The sequence below is a fragment of the Geomonas diazotrophica genome (assembly GCF_019063885.1).
Lineage (GTDB): Bacteria > Desulfobacterota > Desulfuromonadia > Geobacterales > Geobacteraceae > Geomonas > Geomonas diazotrophica.
The window spans coordinates 3,785,305-3,799,505 of record NZ_CP077684.1 but is presented as its reverse complement, the minus strand read 5'-3'; the positions used below and the strand labels follow the sequence as shown (position 1 = coordinate 3,799,505).

At 58.4% G+C, this 14,201-nt stretch carries 20 protein-coding genes; all 20 read left to right on the top strand.

The window, feature by feature from the left end; all coding sequences use genetic code 11:
* Positions 1-43: 43 nt before the first annotated feature.
* From KP003_RS16705 to KP003_RS16610, 20 genes are read left to right on the top strand one after another with little or no spacing between them, the layout of a single operon-like run.
* On the top strand, positions 44-1,366 hold the full coding sequence (locus KP003_RS16705) for a phage portal protein (RefSeq protein WP_217299956.1): 1,323 nt from the start codon (positions 44-46) through the stop codon (positions 1,364-1,366).
* Positions 1,359-1,613 (top strand): hypothetical protein, encoded by a 255-nt coding sequence (locus tag KP003_RS16700; protein WP_217299955.1) that lies wholly within the window; start codon positions 1,359-1,361, stop codon positions 1,611-1,613. Before KP003_RS16705 ends, KP003_RS16700 begins: the two co-directional genes overlap by 8 nt.
* Complete coding sequence (locus KP003_RS16695) at positions 1,610-2,074, top strand: ferritin-like domain-containing protein (protein WP_217299954.1); 465 nt, start codon at positions 1,610-1,612, stop codon at positions 2,072-2,074. The genes KP003_RS16700 and KP003_RS16695 overlap by 4 nt, the downstream gene beginning before the upstream one ends.
* A gap of 9 nt (positions 2,075-2,083) precedes the next feature.
* Complete coding sequence (locus tag KP003_RS16690; protein ID WP_217299953.1) at positions 2,084-2,698, top strand: HK97 family phage prohead protease; 615 nt, start codon at positions 2,084-2,086, stop codon at positions 2,696-2,698.
* Positions 2,699-2,751: 53 nt separating this feature from the next.
* Entirely contained in the window at positions 2,752-3,963 is a 1,212-nt protein-coding gene (locus tag KP003_RS16685; protein ID WP_217299952.1) for a phage major capsid protein, read from the top strand.
* Between the two features lie 47 nt (positions 3,964-4,010).
* Positions 4,011-4,457, top strand: a complete 447-nt coding sequence (locus KP003_RS16680; protein ID WP_217299951.1) for a hypothetical protein — start codon at positions 4,011-4,013, stop codon at positions 4,455-4,457.
* Positions 4,458-4,504: 47 nt separating this feature from the next.
* Positions 4,505-4,690, top strand: coding sequence for a hypothetical protein (locus tag KP003_RS16675; RefSeq protein ID WP_217299950.1), 186 nt, complete (start codon positions 4,505-4,507; stop codon positions 4,688-4,690).
* A gap of 10 nt (positions 4,691-4,700) precedes the next feature.
* Complete coding sequence (locus tag KP003_RS16670) at positions 4,701-4,970, top strand: spike base protein, RCAP_Rcc01079 family (protein ID WP_217299949.1); 270 nt, start codon at positions 4,701-4,703, stop codon at positions 4,968-4,970.
* On the top strand, positions 4,970-5,584 hold the full coding sequence (locus KP003_RS16665) for a head-tail connector protein (protein WP_217299948.1): 615 nt from the start codon (positions 4,970-4,972) through the stop codon (positions 5,582-5,584). The genes KP003_RS16670 and KP003_RS16665 overlap by 1 nt, the downstream gene beginning before the upstream one ends.
* A gap of 2 nt (positions 5,585-5,586) precedes the next feature.
* Positions 5,587-5,913: a phage head closure protein gene (locus KP003_RS16660; RefSeq protein WP_217299947.1), complete on the top strand. Its 327-nt coding sequence runs from the start codon at positions 5,587-5,589 to the stop codon at positions 5,911-5,913.
* Entirely contained in the window at positions 5,910-6,293 is a 384-nt protein-coding gene (locus tag KP003_RS16655) for a hypothetical protein (protein ID WP_217299946.1), read from the top strand. Before KP003_RS16660 ends, KP003_RS16655 begins: the two co-directional genes overlap by 4 nt.
* A 48-nt stretch (positions 6,294-6,341) precedes the next feature.
* On the top strand, positions 6,342-6,992 hold the full coding sequence (locus KP003_RS16650; protein ID WP_217299945.1) for a phage tail tube protein: 651 nt from the start codon (positions 6,342-6,344) through the stop codon (positions 6,990-6,992).
* A gap of 51 nt (positions 6,993-7,043) precedes the next feature.
* Complete coding sequence (locus KP003_RS16645) at positions 7,044-7,409, top strand: phage tail assembly chaperone (RefSeq protein ID WP_217299944.1); 366 nt, start codon at positions 7,044-7,046, stop codon at positions 7,407-7,409.
* A gap of 59 nt (positions 7,410-7,468) precedes the next feature.
* A complete protein-coding gene (locus KP003_RS16640) occupies positions 7,469-7,705 on the top strand; it encodes a phage tail assembly protein T (RefSeq protein ID WP_217299943.1) in 237 nt (78 codons plus the stop codon).
* Positions 7,698-8,141: an HK97-gp10 family putative phage morphogenesis protein gene (locus KP003_RS16635; RefSeq protein ID WP_217299942.1), complete on the top strand. Its 444-nt coding sequence runs from the start codon at positions 7,698-7,700 to the stop codon at positions 8,139-8,141. The genes KP003_RS16640 and KP003_RS16635 overlap by 8 nt, the downstream gene beginning before the upstream one ends.
* The gene (locus KP003_RS16630) at positions 8,138-10,219 is read left to right on the top strand and encodes a phage tail tape measure protein (protein ID WP_217299941.1); all 2,082 of its coding nucleotides are present in this window, start codon (positions 8,138-8,140) and stop codon (positions 10,217-10,219) included. The genes KP003_RS16635 and KP003_RS16630 overlap by 4 nt, the downstream gene beginning before the upstream one ends.
* Positions 10,219-10,656 (top strand): hypothetical protein, encoded by a 438-nt coding sequence (locus KP003_RS16625; protein ID WP_217299940.1) that lies wholly within the window; start codon positions 10,219-10,221, stop codon positions 10,654-10,656. The genes KP003_RS16630 and KP003_RS16625 overlap by 1 nt, the downstream gene beginning before the upstream one ends.
* Positions 10,653-11,135 carry a DUF1833 family protein gene (locus KP003_RS16620; protein WP_217299939.1) on the top strand — a complete coding sequence of 161 codons (483 nt, stop codon included), beginning with the start codon at positions 10,653-10,655 and terminating at the stop codon, positions 11,133-11,135. The genes KP003_RS16625 and KP003_RS16620 overlap by 4 nt, the downstream gene beginning before the upstream one ends.
* Positions 11,132-11,518: a hypothetical protein gene (locus tag KP003_RS16615; protein WP_217299938.1), complete on the top strand. Its 387-nt coding sequence runs from the start codon at positions 11,132-11,134 to the stop codon at positions 11,516-11,518. The genes KP003_RS16620 and KP003_RS16615 overlap by 4 nt, the downstream gene beginning before the upstream one ends.
* Positions 11,511-14,195 (top strand): host specificity factor TipJ family phage tail protein, encoded by a 2,685-nt coding sequence (locus tag KP003_RS16610; protein WP_217299937.1) that lies wholly within the window; start codon positions 11,511-11,513, stop codon positions 14,193-14,195. Before KP003_RS16615 ends, KP003_RS16610 begins: the two co-directional genes overlap by 8 nt.
* The last annotated feature ends 6 nt before the right edge of the window (positions 14,196-14,201 follow it).

Sequence of the window (14,201 nt, the reverse complement as noted above, 5' to 3'; positions counted from 1 at the left end):
GTCGGTCTTGCGTGGCTGTCTGCACCGCGCCAGGGGGTGATTGATGGCGTGGCTTAGTGGCGCAAAAGAATCCCGCAGCGCCTCGCCCGTGTATTCCCCCAAAGATCCCGCTCTTGCTGATTTGTGGGGCGGTGGCCGTCAATCCGCCTCCGGTCAAGTAGTCAACTCCTCCACAGCTCTTACTGTCAGCACTGTGTGGGCGTGTGTCACGATGCACGCTCAGATTCTTGCCATGCTTCCCAAGCGTGTGGTGAAACTCCGCGAGGATGGCGGCAAGGATGTACTCGCAACACACCGGCTGGACAAACTCCTCCGCCGCAAGCCCAACCGCTGGCAGACCTCCTTCGAGTTCTTTGAATACATGCAGGCTTGCCGCTGGATGAAGGGCAATGCCTACGCTCAAATTGTGTTCAATCCTGGGCGCCAGCAGAATGAGCTTGTCCCACTTGACCCTTCGCGCATGTGGCCGTTTGTTAAGACACAAGAGGGAACGATTTACTACCTCTACGACAACAGCCCGCCGCCGCCGCCAGGGTCTGTGCTTTTCTACCAGTATTTCCCGCTCAATGCCCAGTCTGTTGTGTTGACCGCCGAGGAAGTCCTGCACGTTCGCGGCTTCTCCATGAATGGCATCGTTGGCATCGATCCGATTTCCCGCGCCATGTACAACGCAATTGGCCTTGCGATGGCTACCGAAGAGCACGGTTCTACCCTCTTTCGCAATGGTGCACAGATCGCCAAGGTGTTGACCGCACCCGGCAAGCTTGCCCAAGTCACTTATGACCGCATGAAAGAGCAGGTAAGTGGGAACTTTGCCGGCAGTGCCAACGCACATAAAACCATGATCCTTGAAGAGGGGATGAAGGTTGAAAACCTGTCTATGACATCGGAGCAGGTTCAGTTCCTTGAAACCCGAAAGCTGAGCGTTGAAGAGTTGGCCCGCTTCTACAACATGCCGCTGGTGTTGATCGGTCATGGCGATAAGGCACCAACCTACGCTTCCGCCGAGCAGTTCTTCATGTCCTTCAAGGCCCATACCGTCCAGCCGGAAGTGGAGCGGTGGGAAGAGGCGATGGAGTGCGCACTTCTTTACCCGGGCGAGGTGGACATCGAAATCGACATGGACATGGACTCCATGATGAGGGCCGATGCAAAGAGCCGTTCCGAGTACCTGAAGAACCGCTTCGGCACTGCCAGTATCACGCCCAACGGCATCCGGGTTTACGAGGGTGAGAACCCCGTGACGGAAGAAGGCGCCGACAGCCTCTACATCATGAGCAATATGGTCCCTCTGGACAAGGCGGGACAGAACCCTACAAAAACACCCGCTGAACCTTCAGCCACCGGAGAGGATGCCAATGCCTGATGTCTGCCAAGTCCATGAACAGGAAGTGAAAGCCATTCACGAATTGGCTAGCAACTTTGAAAAGGTAGCCACCAACGTGGAGTGGATCAAGAAAGCCGGTACTTGGTGGATGGGGTTCACTGGTGCCGCGCTTGTGATGCTGATCCCACTCTGTATCACCTTCGCGGTCTACGTTTCCAACATCGACAAGCGGCTTTCAGTGGTTGAACAGCAACTAGGCGACCACGTAGGAGCACCCAAGAGATGAAAGGCAACCCACAGATTATAGCCGCCCTCATTCAGCGAGCCATCGAAGAGCAAACTGCCATCCAGCAATACTGGGTTCAGGAGTCGGTATTCACTGTGGCCGGCTATCCAAAATTGGCCGCCATGGTGAAAGAACACCGCGAGGATGAGCAGGGGCATTACGAGTCGATCCTCTATCGTCTGCGCGAACTGGAAGCGATGCCGGCGGGCGGCCTCAACCCGGTTGATGTCGGCGGCGCTGATGTCCGCGATATGTTCGGTGTCAGCCTCCTTGCTGAAGAGGATGCCATGGCCAAGTACACCGAAACCATCGCCCTGTGCGAGTCGGAGGGTGATTTCGTGACCCGCGATCTGCTCACCGGCATCCTGAAGGACGAGCGCGATCACGCCCGCGACCTCGAAGCCGAACTGGCGAAGATCCCGGCGATGACGATTCAGAACTACCTGTCTGCGCAGGTTTAGGAGATTACCATGAGCAAACCTGTTTTGCTACCCAACGAAGAACGCCGCGCCGTCACACTGGAACTCCGGGCGGGCGGCAGTGCAGCGGCCCCGATGATCCGGGGGCATGCCGCTCTGTTCAACTCCCCCTCGGAACTCCTTTGCGGGTGCTTCCGCGAAATCATCCTGCCCGGAGCCTTCACCGACGCACTGGCAACCTCGGACGTCAGGGCCCTCTTCAACCACGACCCGAACATGATTCTGGGGCGCACCGCTGCCGGCACCCTTCGGCTCAAGGAAGATGAAACCGGGCTGGCCATCGAGATCGACCCGCCGGATACCACCTGTGGCCGCGATCTGCAGATCAGCATGAAGCGCGGCGACGTCAACCAGATGTCCTTTGGGTTCACCATCGCAGAAGACGGTGACGAGTGGACCCGCGACCCGGACGGCACCGGCAACTGGACCCGCACCATCAGCAAGGTGGAGCGCCTTTACGATGTCTCCCCTGTGACCTATCCGGCATATCCCGAGACCGACTGTGCGGTGAGGTCTTTGGACAAAGCAAAAGGGCAGGAAGTGCCGCAGATCGATTACAGAACTGAGATCAACCGCCGCAGATTGGAATTGGAAGCAGTGCTTTAGAAAGCCCTCCGGGGCCAACACCTTTGCGCGATAACACGCGCCAGGAGAAAACAATGAGTGTGAAACTGCGTGAAATGCTGGAGAAGCGGAACGTTGCCGTAACTGCGGCGCGTGCCATGGTAGACAAAGCCGACTCTGAGAAAAGGAGTCTCAACGAGGACGAACAGCGCCAGTACGATGCCCACCTGGACGAAGCCACGACCCTGCGCGAGAACATCGACCGCGAGCAGAAGCTGATCGATGAGGAAAAGCGCGAACTCGGCATCAAGCTGGATCAGCAGACCGACAAGCCGCCGGCAGAAGAAGCCCGCAGCAAAGCCTTTCGTAAACTGCTCACCCTGGACGTCGGCAACGGCGAAAGGCTGACCGCCGAGGAATACCGTACCCTCACCGCGGGCAACGACACCGCTGCCGGCTTCCTCATCACCCCGCAGGAGTTCGTCAAGCAGCTCATCGCCAAGGTGAAAGACCAGGTATTCCTGCGTGCCGCTGCGACCAACTTCTCCACCACCAACGCCAGCGGTCTGGGCTTCCCGACCTTGGAAAACGACCTGGACGATACCGAGTGGTCGACTGAGATCAAGCTGGCCACCGAGGACACCAAGCTCGGGTTCGGAAAGCGTGAACTCAAACCGCATCCGCTCAAAAAGCTGGTCAAGATCTCCGACAAGCTGCTTCGCGCCGACGGCATCGACCCGGAAGCCATAGTCATGGACCGCGCCGGCTACAAGTTCGGGATCACCGAAGAGAAAGCCTTCCTCTCCGGCACCGGCAACCAGCAGCCGCTGGGCCTGTTCACCGCTTCCGCCCTCGGCATCAACACCGACCGCGACATCAGCACCGATATGAAGCAGACCGATTTCACCGCCGACGCGCTGAAGGCCGTCAAGTACAGCCTCAAGGCCCAGTACATGACCAAAGCCTCCTGGCTGTTCCACCGCGATGCGGTCGCCAAGATCGCCAAACTGAAGGATGGCAACGGTCAGTACATCTTCGAGATGGCTGAAGCCCTCGGCGCGATCGACACCCTCATGGGTCGCCCGCTGGCGATGTCCGAGTACGCGCCCAACACCTTCACCACCGGCAAATACGTCGGCATGTTCGGTGACTTCTCCTGGTACTACATCGCCACCAGCCTGGGCCTCCGCGTGAAGCGACTCAACGAGCTATTCGCCGCAACCTCCGAAGTCGGATTCATCTTCGACATGGAAGTCGACGGCATGCCGGTACTGAGCGAAGCCTTCGCCCGCATCAAGACCGCGTAAACAACCACTCTCTAGCCCCGCTCCGGCGGGGCCGCAAGGAGCACGATATGAACCTGATGAAGAACGTGAAAGTTGACCAGGTGCTCGGCTACTACGCAGCCGGCACCACCAAGAGGACCAGCGACATCATCGACATGGCCGGGTACGAGGGCGTGATGTTCGTCTTTGAACTCGGCACCACCCTCGATACCGGCACCGTCAAGGCAATGGTGGAAGGTAACGCCACCAACTCCACCAGCGGCATGGCCGAACTCGCTGGCTGCCCGACTGTCACCATCACCGCCGCCACCGCCGCCACCAAGAGCGCCATCGTGGTCGACGTGTTCCGCCCCGACCCGAAGCTACACCAGTTCCTTCAGGCATCGATCACCCCGGCCGTGGCTAATGCCGTGGTCCTCGGCATCACCGCCATTCGCTACAGCGGCCGCGTCCGTCCCGACTCCGTTGCTGGCCTGCTGGCCTCCGCTCAACTGGTTTCCCCGGCAGCGGCTTAACCCTTGACCTGCGGGGAGGCTCCGGCCTCCCCTCTGGAGGATAGAAGATGGGATACGAAACCAAGAACTATGAAAAGCAAGGCGGCGATGAGTGGGTTGTCAGCGGGACTCTGACCGTAGAAGCCGGGGCGACCGTTAACGTCTCTGGCGCCTTCATTCTTCCGACCGCAGACCCTCACGTCGCTGGGGCTCTCTGGAACAACTCCGGCACCATCACCGTTTCGGCAGGGTAGGGGGTGACCCGTGGCGGCTACTGACAAATTCGGAAGCAACGCAAGCGGCCTGAACTCCCCGGCGCGGTCGGCATTTGCCATCACTCCGCACGACACCAACGAGTTCGCCGCCGTGACCCGTTACGTCTACGTGGGCGGCGCTGGTGATGTGGTCGCTCAACTGGCCGATGACGGTGCGGTTGTAACCTTCAAGGCTGTGCCTCTTGGCACCCTTCTGCCGATTCGCGCCAAGATCATCACCACCGCGTCTACGGCTACCAACCTGGTGGGGATCTACTGATGCGCCTCAACCTGATCACCCCTCCGGCTGCCGAGCCGATCAATGTCACCCAGGTTGAAGCGCAGATGAGGCTTCAGCTTGGTGACATCGACTTCCTCGGGGAGACCGGACCGGTTGGGTTATTCATCTCAGCCGTTCGCCAGAAGGCCGAAGCCGTCACGCGGCGGGCGCTGGTGACTCAGGTATGGGAACTGGTGCTCGACGGGTTCCCGCGCGGGCGTGATCCGCTGGAGGTTCCCCTGCCGCCGCTGCAATCGGTGGAGTCGATTACCTACGTGGACACTACCGGCGCAGCGCAAACGCTCGACGCATCGCTCTACCGCGTAGAGTCCGACTCTGCGCCCAACTGTCAGCCGGGGCAAATCCTCCCAGCCTACGGGCAGCAATGGCCGGCCACACTGGACGATGTGGGTGTGGTGCGGGTTCGCTTCACGGCAGGGTACGGCACGGTTGATGCGGTTCCCGAGGCGATCAAGCAGTGGATGCTGATCAACGTGGCGAACCTTTACGAAAACAGAGAGAGCGAAACCGTCGCCAACGGGAAGTTGACGATGGTTGACCTTTCCACGCTTGCGGACAGCCTTTTGGCTGATCTGCGCGTCTACGGGTGGTAGCCATGAGGTCCGGCGCACTCAGGCACCTGGTCACCATCCAGCAGCCCTCAAGAGAGAAACAGGCGGGCACCGTGGCTACCACATGGATGGATTACCAGACCTGCCGCGCCTCCATTGAGGTGATGAAGAGTTACGACAAAGCCGCCGCGCAGACCACCATGCCCGGGGCTGACGTGACAATCACCATGCGCTGGGTTCCGTGGCTGCGACCCGATATGCGGATCGTTCACGGCGAGATGATCTATTCGATACTGGGGCAGCCAAACAACGTTGACGGTCGCAACCGTGAGTTGATCCTGACTTGTCAGAGCGGGGTGAAAGCGCAATGAGCCTGCAATCGATCCTTGCCGACATCCTCGACCAATCGGTATTTGCCGGGGAACTTTACTACATCCAGGCGCCCGATGCGGCAAACGCTGACGATGTGGTCAAGACGTTCGGCGTGTTCACCATTGTAGGCGGGGCAAGCTTCCAGATCCTTGAAGGAGACACCGACGTCTCGCAGCCGAGGGTGCAGGTCAGTATCTACTCGGTGGACGCCCAAGACCTCATTGCCAAGGTGGCGGCCGTCAACTCGGCAATGAAGGCGGCAAGCGATGCCGGAACGCTCAAGAACTACTCCGCATCGGTCCCGGTCGACGGGTTCGAGCAGGAGACGCGGCGCTACTACTCGCACATGGATTTTTACTGCTGGCAAGAAGACAACTAAACCTCAACCTCCATTGCGGGAAAACACCCGCCATAAAGGAGCACCATCATGTCGAAAAGCGCAATCCTCGCGCAGGGAACCACCCTGCATATCGCCGGGACCGGCGGTGCGGCCAAGAGCATAACCGGCATCACGGCTGGCAACCCGACCATCATCACTTCCGCGGCTCACGGCCTTTCCAATGGTGACGTTGTGAGTGTTGCCGGCGTAACCGGCGCCGACGCCGCCCTGGTCAACGGCCTTAACTGGGTGGTGACCAACAAGACCACCAACACCTTCGCCATCCAGATCGACAGCACCGGCAAAACCCTGACGGCGGCCGGGACCGCCACCCCGCTCTCTTGGACCAAGGTGGGCGAGGTGAAGAGTATCGACCCCTCCGGTTCCACCTCCTCCGACATCGACGTCACCGACCTCGACAGCACCAAGAAAGAGTTCCGCATCGGCTTGGGCGACCCCGGCACCATCACGCTGGAGATGAACTCCCTCGACGCCGACACTGGGCAGGCCGCCATGCTCGCCGCGCACAACTCCCAGGTGGTCAAGTCCTTCAAGATGACCTACCCCTCTGGCGCAACTCCGGTTCGGACTTTCGACGCCTCCGTGCGCAAGTACCCTGACCTCGCCAAAGCATCCGTCGACGGCGTGTTGACCGGCTCCATCGAACTGCGCCGCTCCGGTGCGGCTGTTGCCTCCTAACCAATCGGGGCCGTAAACCCGGCCCCTTATTTCCACAAAGAAAGGGCTTAAATGGTACTCGACAAGGCATCAATCTTGGCAGCACAAGACCTCAAGCGCGAAGTGGTCGACGTTCCCGAGTGGGGCGAGGGCGCACAGGTCATCGTTGGCGAAATGTCGGCACTGCAGCGGATGGAGTACAGCGCCGCCGCCGAAGCTGAAGAGAACAAGAACAAGCCGTGGGTCGCTCTGGCGCTGGTGTTCATGCTGATCAACGAAGACGGAGAGCGGGTATTCTCGGTTGAGGATGTGGACTTCTTGGCCAAGAAGAAACAGGCGGTGCTTGAACGTCTCTTCTCCGTTGGTTCCAGGTTGAACATTGTCGGTGCCGCACTCGGTGAAGAGGTAAAAAACTCCGAAGCCAGCCAGGAAGGCTAACCCTTTTTCGGCTGGCACGGCATTGCGGTTACCCTCATCCGCGCATGATGTTGGAGCAGATGACCAGCAGCGAAGTGGGGGAAATGCTGGCATACGACAGCATCGACCCCTGTGGGGAGTACCGCGAAGAACTCAGGCACGGGCAAATGATGCACCTGTTCCACCTGGCCAATTTCAAGAACGACGGCGATTTGCTGCCGGTTGACTTCATGAACTTCACCAAACAGCCCGAGCCGGAAGAAACGGAAGTGGAACGTCTGGCGCGGATCGACAAAGAGGTGTTTGGGCTTGGCTGACATCAAGACGGGGACAATTGAGATAAAAGGGCTGGCTGAGTTAGAGAAGCGGCTACAGGCTCTCCCTGACAAGCTCGCCAAGAACGTCCTCACCCGCGCCCTTCGTGCTGGCGCCGCAGTCTTCAGGGACGAGGCCAAGCGGATCGCCCCCAAGGACACTGGCGAAATGGCCCGCGACATCATGCTTAAGAAGCCGCGCAAGGGCAACGGGCTTGAATACCAGGTCTATGTCAGATCCGGCAAGAAGTCACGGATGGCCGGCAAAAAAAGGAACGTGGACCGCGACTCCTTCTACTGGCGCTTTGTGGAGTTTGGCACGGCGAAGATGGCGGCCAAACCGTTTATGAGGCCAGCATTTGAGGCAAAGAGGCAGGAAGCGATAGAGAAAGTGCGCGAATCTCTGGCGGCCAACATCGATAAGGAGCTCAGCAAATGAGCGGTCAACTCGGCGAACTCGTCATAAGCCTCCAGGCTGATATTGCCCGTTTCCGCGAGGATATGGGCAAGGCGACCCGCACCGCGCAGGATTCGGCCAAGCAGATCAGCGCCAGCTTCGACGCCATCCCCGCCATGTTCAACAAGATTGGCGCCGCCGCCGCTACCGTGACTGCCGTGCTTGCTGGTGGTGCCATGTTCAAGGACATGGTCAACACCACCAAGGAAGTTTCCGGCGAAGTTGTCAAACTCTCCAAGGTGTTCGGCGTTTCTGCTTCTCAAGCGTCTGTCATGCGTGTTGCCCTTGATGATGCCTTCCTCACCGTCGATGATGCCGTTGGCGCGTCCGACCGACTCACCCGTCAAGCCCTCAAAAACGGCGAAGCTTTCCAAAAAGCCGGGATCGACATCCGCGACAGCAATGGGAACCTCAAGGATTCCATGACCGTCATGATGGAGGTCAATGACTACCTCAAGACCCTGAAGGAAGGCAAGGACCGTGACACCGCCGCAATGGCCCTTTACGGTAAAGGCTGGCGCGAGCTCTCCGGGATCCTGCGCCTCACCTCTGAGGGGATGAAGGAAGCCGAGGACCGCGCCAAGGAGTTGCACCTCATCTTTGGCGATGACAAAGTGCAGGCGGTCAAGAAGTACAAGTCGGCCATGAAGGACATCGATGATGTCGCCGAGTCGCTGAAGGTGCAGCTTGGAGTGGCGCTAATCCCTGAATTGACCAACTTGGCGGTTGCGTTTGGGGATACCGCAGCCAAGGGCATCCCTACCTTCATCAGCGGATTGCACTCTGTCGAAGCTGAAATCACAAGGATGGCAATGCTGGCCGATAAGGCTGGCGGTAGTGTCACCACCCTCATGTGGGCGGTTACGGGCGGCAAGTTTACCGACACGGGGAAGTGGTGGGCCGAGCAAAACAAGATGTTCGCTCAACGCTATGCGGAGGGTGACAAGCGGCTGCAGGAACTCGCCAACTCCGAGGTGGGTCTTGATGCTGCAGGCAACCCGCTAAAGGCCGACAAGAAGCCCGGGGCGACTGGGCGACTGGGTGGCGGCAGTGGCAGTGGCAGCTCCGTAGCCGAAAAGCTCAACTACACCACCAACGACCCCGGCTTCATGAACTGGAAGCGCGAGCAGGCCGCGCTAGAAGAGGAAAAGAAGTGGTTGGATGACATCAACAAGAAAACGGACGAGTGGGCGCGCAACCAGGTGAAAGCCACCGAGGATGCGGTCAAGGGGTGGGATATCCTCAAGTCGACCCTTGATGTCCCGTTCCTCACCGAGCCGAAGACGCCCAGGTCCGCGTTTAACCTGCTGTCCGACGAAGCCGCGCCGCCGAAGTCACATTACAGCCTCACTGGTCCTGCAGAGTCTATGGGCTTTGGCGGGATGAGCCTCAATCATCCTGATGCGGCAGCCAACGCTCGCAAAGAAAAGGAAGAACTACTCAAGATCGAGGAAGGCTACAACAAGGACATTCTGGGCATGAAGTTCAACCTGGCAAACCAGTCAGCAAACCTCATGGCTCAAATGGCAGGCGACAACAAGGCTTTTGCTCTGGCCGCACTGGCTTTCCAGAAGGGTATTGCCATTGCGCAGATCCTCATTCAAACCGAAGTGGCAGCAATGGCCGCGCTGGCACCGCCGCCGATTGGCTTAGGCCCGATTGCTGGCGTGCCGCTTTCCGCGACCATCCGCGCCATGGGGTACGCGTCGGCGGCTATGACTGGAGTGTCCGGCCTGGTTGAGGCAGCGCAAATGCAGGGCCGTGAAACTGGCGGCAACGTGAGTGCTGGCACCCCGTACATCGTTGGAGAGAAACGCCCCGAACTGTTCGTGCCGGGACAGAGCGGGACCATCATGCCGTATGTCCCGCGCCAACAGGAGCAAGCGGCGGCGGCTCCGGTCGTGAATCTCTACGAAGACAAGAGCAAGGCGGGCAAGGTCGAGCATCGGCAGCAGGACGGTAGGAATGTCATCGACATCTTTATTGCCGACCTTATGGGCGATGGCCGCGTGCAGAAAGCAATGTCCCGCAAGTTCGGGATGCAGCCGGTGGGGGCATAATGAAATTCCCTGATGCTTTGCCATCTCCGCTTAGGTCCGGGTATGGGTTCAAACCGGAGAACAACATCATCCGCACACAGATGGTGTCGGGCCGCGCTCGGCAAAGGGTGGCGTATACCTCGGTTCCGACCTATGCCCCGTTATCGTGGATCTTCGACCAGGTCCAAGCTGAGATATTTGAGGCGTTCGCAGCCCAGGTGGGCGGCGGCTGGTTCAGTATGCGGCTCAAAGCACCGGTAGGTTTTTACGAGATGGCTTGCCGGTTCACGGAAACACCCGTTGGCCCTGAACTCGTCGGGCAAGACCTCTGGGGGTATAAAGCACAGGTGGAGGTAAGAGAGCGTCCGATGCTTGACAAGTCTTATGGGCTCACGCCGGATCTGGTGGTGAAGCAGAATATTGTTGATGTCGCGCTCAACCAGGAGTGGCCCGAATGAGCATTCTTGAGACGGTATATGCTTCCGGCGGCGATGTGATCATCGAGACACTGGAGCTTTCATGCCCCGCATGGGACGCGCCTATCCTTCTTTGCAATGGTTTCGAGGATCATACCTGCACCGACGAAAACGGGCGCAGTCTCACTTTCACAGCATCGGGCATTACCGTCTCGCTGCCCAAGAAGGACAACAGTGGTGATCAGTCGCTTGCCTTCGCAATCGACAATGTGACCGGAGAGGCACAAGCGCGGATCGACGCGGCCATTGAATCGGGTGAGCGGGTCGCTCTGACGTATCGCCCATTTCTCGCTTCCGACAAATCGACGCCGGCAGACCCCCCGTACCGCATGACGGTGCTGTCGGGTTCCACACAAGGGGCGATGTTGCAGATTCAGGCGGGATTTTTTGACATGCTCAACACTGCCTGGCCGCGCGACAAGTACACGACGAACTTTGCACCGGGGCTCAAATACCTATGATGCTGAACGACTTTATCGGCAAGCAATACGAGGACGGCGCAAGGGGCCCGGAGCGGTTCGACTGCTGGGGGCTTGTCCGCGCCATCCGGCACGAAGTTTACGGACTGCCGCTGCTTTCTTCCTTTGGCCATGTGCGTCACACGATGCCCAAGGAGTTCACTAAAGCGTGCCTCGAGGTGTCCAGCGGTTTAACCCGTTGCGAGCCAGAGACCGGGGCAGTCGCGGCTGTGTTTCGCGGCCATGTCTGTGTGCATGTCGCGGTAGTGGTTGAAATTGACGGTGATCTGGCTGTGATGGAGATCAACCCTGGCGTCAACTGTCAGTGGCTCAGAATACCCGATTTTGAGCGCCAGCATCTGAGGGTGGAGTATTACCGTGATTAGGATCTATGCCTCCAAAATAGACGGTGTGCCCGTCGAAACGCATGATCTTCACGGCCCGATGACCGTTGAATCATGGCTCCGGTCAAAAGCCCCTTCCTACCAGGTTCGGAAGTCCCCGCCCGTTTCGGTGGAAGTCCACGGTTGCATTGTGGATCCAGAGTTGTGGGACGAATTTACGCTTTATCCGTATGACGATGTCACGATCTGCGTTGAGCCTAAAGGCATGGACCCGATAACCATCACCTATCTGACATACAAGGCGGCGAACGCGGTGATGTCTAGTCTCATCACCATGCCGACTATCAGCCAGGGCAAAAAGCAGCGTAGCGGCGATAGCGTCATTGAATCGACAGCAAAGGCCAACGCGGTGAAGCTAAACTCTGTCATCCGTGAAATCGCCGGTACGTTCAAGGTTTACCCTGATTACCTGCTCCCCCCGCATCTTTACTTCACCAACAAGAAATACCAGTGGAGTGAAATGCTGCTGTGTGTGGGTAAGGGCGAATATGACATCCCGGCGGAAACAGTGCTGGTGGGCAATACGCGCTTTTCCGCGCTTGGTGTCGATGCTGATTACCAGATTTTTCCCCCAGGTGCGGATCTTTCAGGCGTGACCATGGCTCAGTGGTGGCATACCGCGTCGGAAGTTGGTCTCACTTCTGCCGGGAGGGCTGGTCTTGAACTCAACGCCGAATTCACTGGGGACTCGGCGGCTACAGCATCGTCGTACCAATTCGACGGCAATACCATATCCATCCCGGCCGGTGCTGGCTTTTTTCCCGCCGGCTGGACCGCAGGCATGATCCTGATGGTGTATGAAAAGCAGACCTTTGACGTGATTGAGGGGTGGGCGGACCCCGACGTCATTAAAGGCGACTTCACCACCTTGCAGCCATTTGTCGGTATGAAAATTGAGATTGCCGGGGATAATGCTGGCGAGTACGTGATCGCCACATACGATTCCGTCGCTGGTACCATGACCCTCAGTTATGATGACAACTCCCAAGTGAACGGGCTCCTTACGGGGAGCCAACGCATGTCCATCGCTTATCGCGGGAGCAAGTACGAGATTACCTACGTGCAGACGGACACAAACGGCAAAATCACTGCGGTTGAAGTGAACAGGTTGACCGACGCTGACGAGGTGGATTTGACGTGGGGTGGCTTCACCTTTGCCATCACGAACGACGCTGTCGTGAAGCTTGACGGTTCCGGTATCGAGGGGGGATGGGCTGGCCCTTTCCCCGCCTGTCCGTATGGTGAAGTGACCGACACCGTTGAATATGACGTGATGTTTCCTCAAGGGCTTTGCCTGGTCAATTCCAGTGGCGTCCTACAACAAATCTCGGTCAAGTTGGAACTTCAATGGCGGGACATCAATGGCGTTAGTTGGACATCTGTGCAAAAGACCTACACGGGCAAGACTGTCGACCAGATAGCCTACACCGAAACGCTTTCATTGCCCGCCTCCATCCGACCGGAAATCAGAATGCGGCGCGTTGGTGCCAAATCCACCAATCTCGGAGCAAGGGACGTGGTGCAATGGTACGGGCTCAAATGCAAGCTGTCGGCGCCATCCTCATACGCTGGCGTGACCACAATAGCCGTTAAGATCCGAGGCGGTGACCGCTTGGCGGCCCAGGCAGACAAGCAGATCAGCGTGAAGGCCACGCGCAGGCTCCCCGCCCGCATCAGGGGGGCATGGACCGAGCCGGTTGCCACCCGCAGCATTGAGGCTTGGGCGTGCTATGTGCTGAAAAGCATGGGGTACACGGATGCCGACATTGACCTGGTATCAATGGACGCCTTGGCGGCAGTTTGCGCTTTCCGTGGCGACTTCTACGATTTCTCGGTTGAATCTCAAAGCACCGTCAAAGGCGAACTTGCCAACGCATTCCGCGCAGGCTTTGCCGAGATGACCCTTGACCGGGGCAAGATCAGGCCGGTGCGTGACCAGATACACACGGTTTACGAGCATATGTACTCTCCGCAAAACATGGTCGAGCCGCTGCAGCGGTCCTTTGCTATGTTGAGGCCCGACGATTTCGACGGCGTGGACGTTGAGTACGTGGACAGTACCACCTGGGCCAAAGAAACTGTTGAGTGCCGACTGCCGGGCGACCTTGGTATGAAGGTCGAAAAGATTGCCATGGAAGGTGTGACCGACCGGACCCGCGCCTGGCGCATAGGGATGAGGCGCCGGCGAATGCACCGCTACCGCAGATGGACGTATGGATTCAGTACCGAACTTGATGCACTCAACAGCCGGTATTTTTCATTCTGCGCCCTCGGTGATGACGTTCCGGGTTATGGCCAGTCTGCAATTCTGCTGGAATATCTGGTTGGAAATACGGTGGCTTTGGTGTCTTCTGAGCCGCTAAGATGGGTTGACGGCCAGAGCCACGTCATTGCCATCCGGCGTCAGGACGGGACACTTTCCGGGCCGTATCCAGCAACCCGCATATCCGAAACAATAGCGGAAGTACCGGCCATTGACTTTGAACCAGACACCTCGTGGCAGACCGAGCCGCCACACCTCTTGTTTGGAACCACTACCAGATGGAGTTACCCGGTTTTAGTTGCCTCTATCAACCACGGAGGTGACAACACGGTGTCTGTTGAAGCTGTGAACTACGACGAGCGTGTCTACGCCGACGATGACAACGCCCCAGGCTAAGGAGTA

Coding starts and splice junctions, on each gene's coding strand:
- KP003_RS16705 (WP_217299956.1), top strand. CDS start 44: ATGGCGTGGCTTAGTGGCGCAAAAGAATCCCGCAGCGCCTCGCCCGTG.
- KP003_RS16700 (WP_217299955.1), top strand. CDS start 1,359: ATGCCTGATGTCTGCCAAGTCCATGAACAGGAAGTGAAAGCCATTCAC.
- KP003_RS16695 (WP_217299954.1), top strand. CDS start 1,610: ATGAAAGGCAACCCACAGATTATAGCCGCCCTCATTCAGCGAGCCATC.
- KP003_RS16690 (WP_217299953.1), top strand. CDS start 2,084: ATGAGCAAACCTGTTTTGCTACCCAACGAAGAACGCCGCGCCGTCACA.
- KP003_RS16685 (WP_217299952.1), top strand. CDS start 2,752: ATGAGTGTGAAACTGCGTGAAATGCTGGAGAAGCGGAACGTTGCCGTA.
- KP003_RS16680 (WP_217299951.1), top strand. CDS start 4,011: ATGAACCTGATGAAGAACGTGAAAGTTGACCAGGTGCTCGGCTACTAC.
- KP003_RS16675 (WP_217299950.1), top strand. CDS start 4,505: ATGGGATACGAAACCAAGAACTATGAAAAGCAAGGCGGCGATGAGTGG.
- KP003_RS16665 (WP_217299948.1), top strand. CDS start 4,970: ATGCGCCTCAACCTGATCACCCCTCCGGCTGCCGAGCCGATCAATGTC.
- KP003_RS16660 (WP_217299947.1), top strand. CDS start 5,587: ATGAGGTCCGGCGCACTCAGGCACCTGGTCACCATCCAGCAGCCCTCA.
- KP003_RS16655 (WP_217299946.1), top strand. CDS start 5,910: ATGAGCCTGCAATCGATCCTTGCCGACATCCTCGACCAATCGGTATTT.
- KP003_RS16650 (WP_217299945.1), top strand. CDS start 6,342: ATGTCGAAAAGCGCAATCCTCGCGCAGGGAACCACCCTGCATATCGCC.
- KP003_RS16645 (WP_217299944.1), top strand. CDS start 7,044: ATGGTACTCGACAAGGCATCAATCTTGGCAGCACAAGACCTCAAGCGC.
- KP003_RS16640 (WP_217299943.1), top strand. CDS start 7,469: ATGACCAGCAGCGAAGTGGGGGAAATGCTGGCATACGACAGCATCGAC.
- KP003_RS16630 (WP_217299941.1), top strand. CDS start 8,138: ATGAGCGGTCAACTCGGCGAACTCGTCATAAGCCTCCAGGCTGATATT.
- KP003_RS16625 (WP_217299940.1), top strand. CDS start 10,219: ATGAAATTCCCTGATGCTTTGCCATCTCCGCTTAGGTCCGGGTATGGG.
- KP003_RS16620 (WP_217299939.1), top strand. CDS start 10,653: ATGAGCATTCTTGAGACGGTATATGCTTCCGGCGGCGATGTGATCATC.
- KP003_RS16615 (WP_217299938.1), top strand. CDS start 11,132: ATGATGCTGAACGACTTTATCGGCAAGCAATACGAGGACGGCGCAAGG.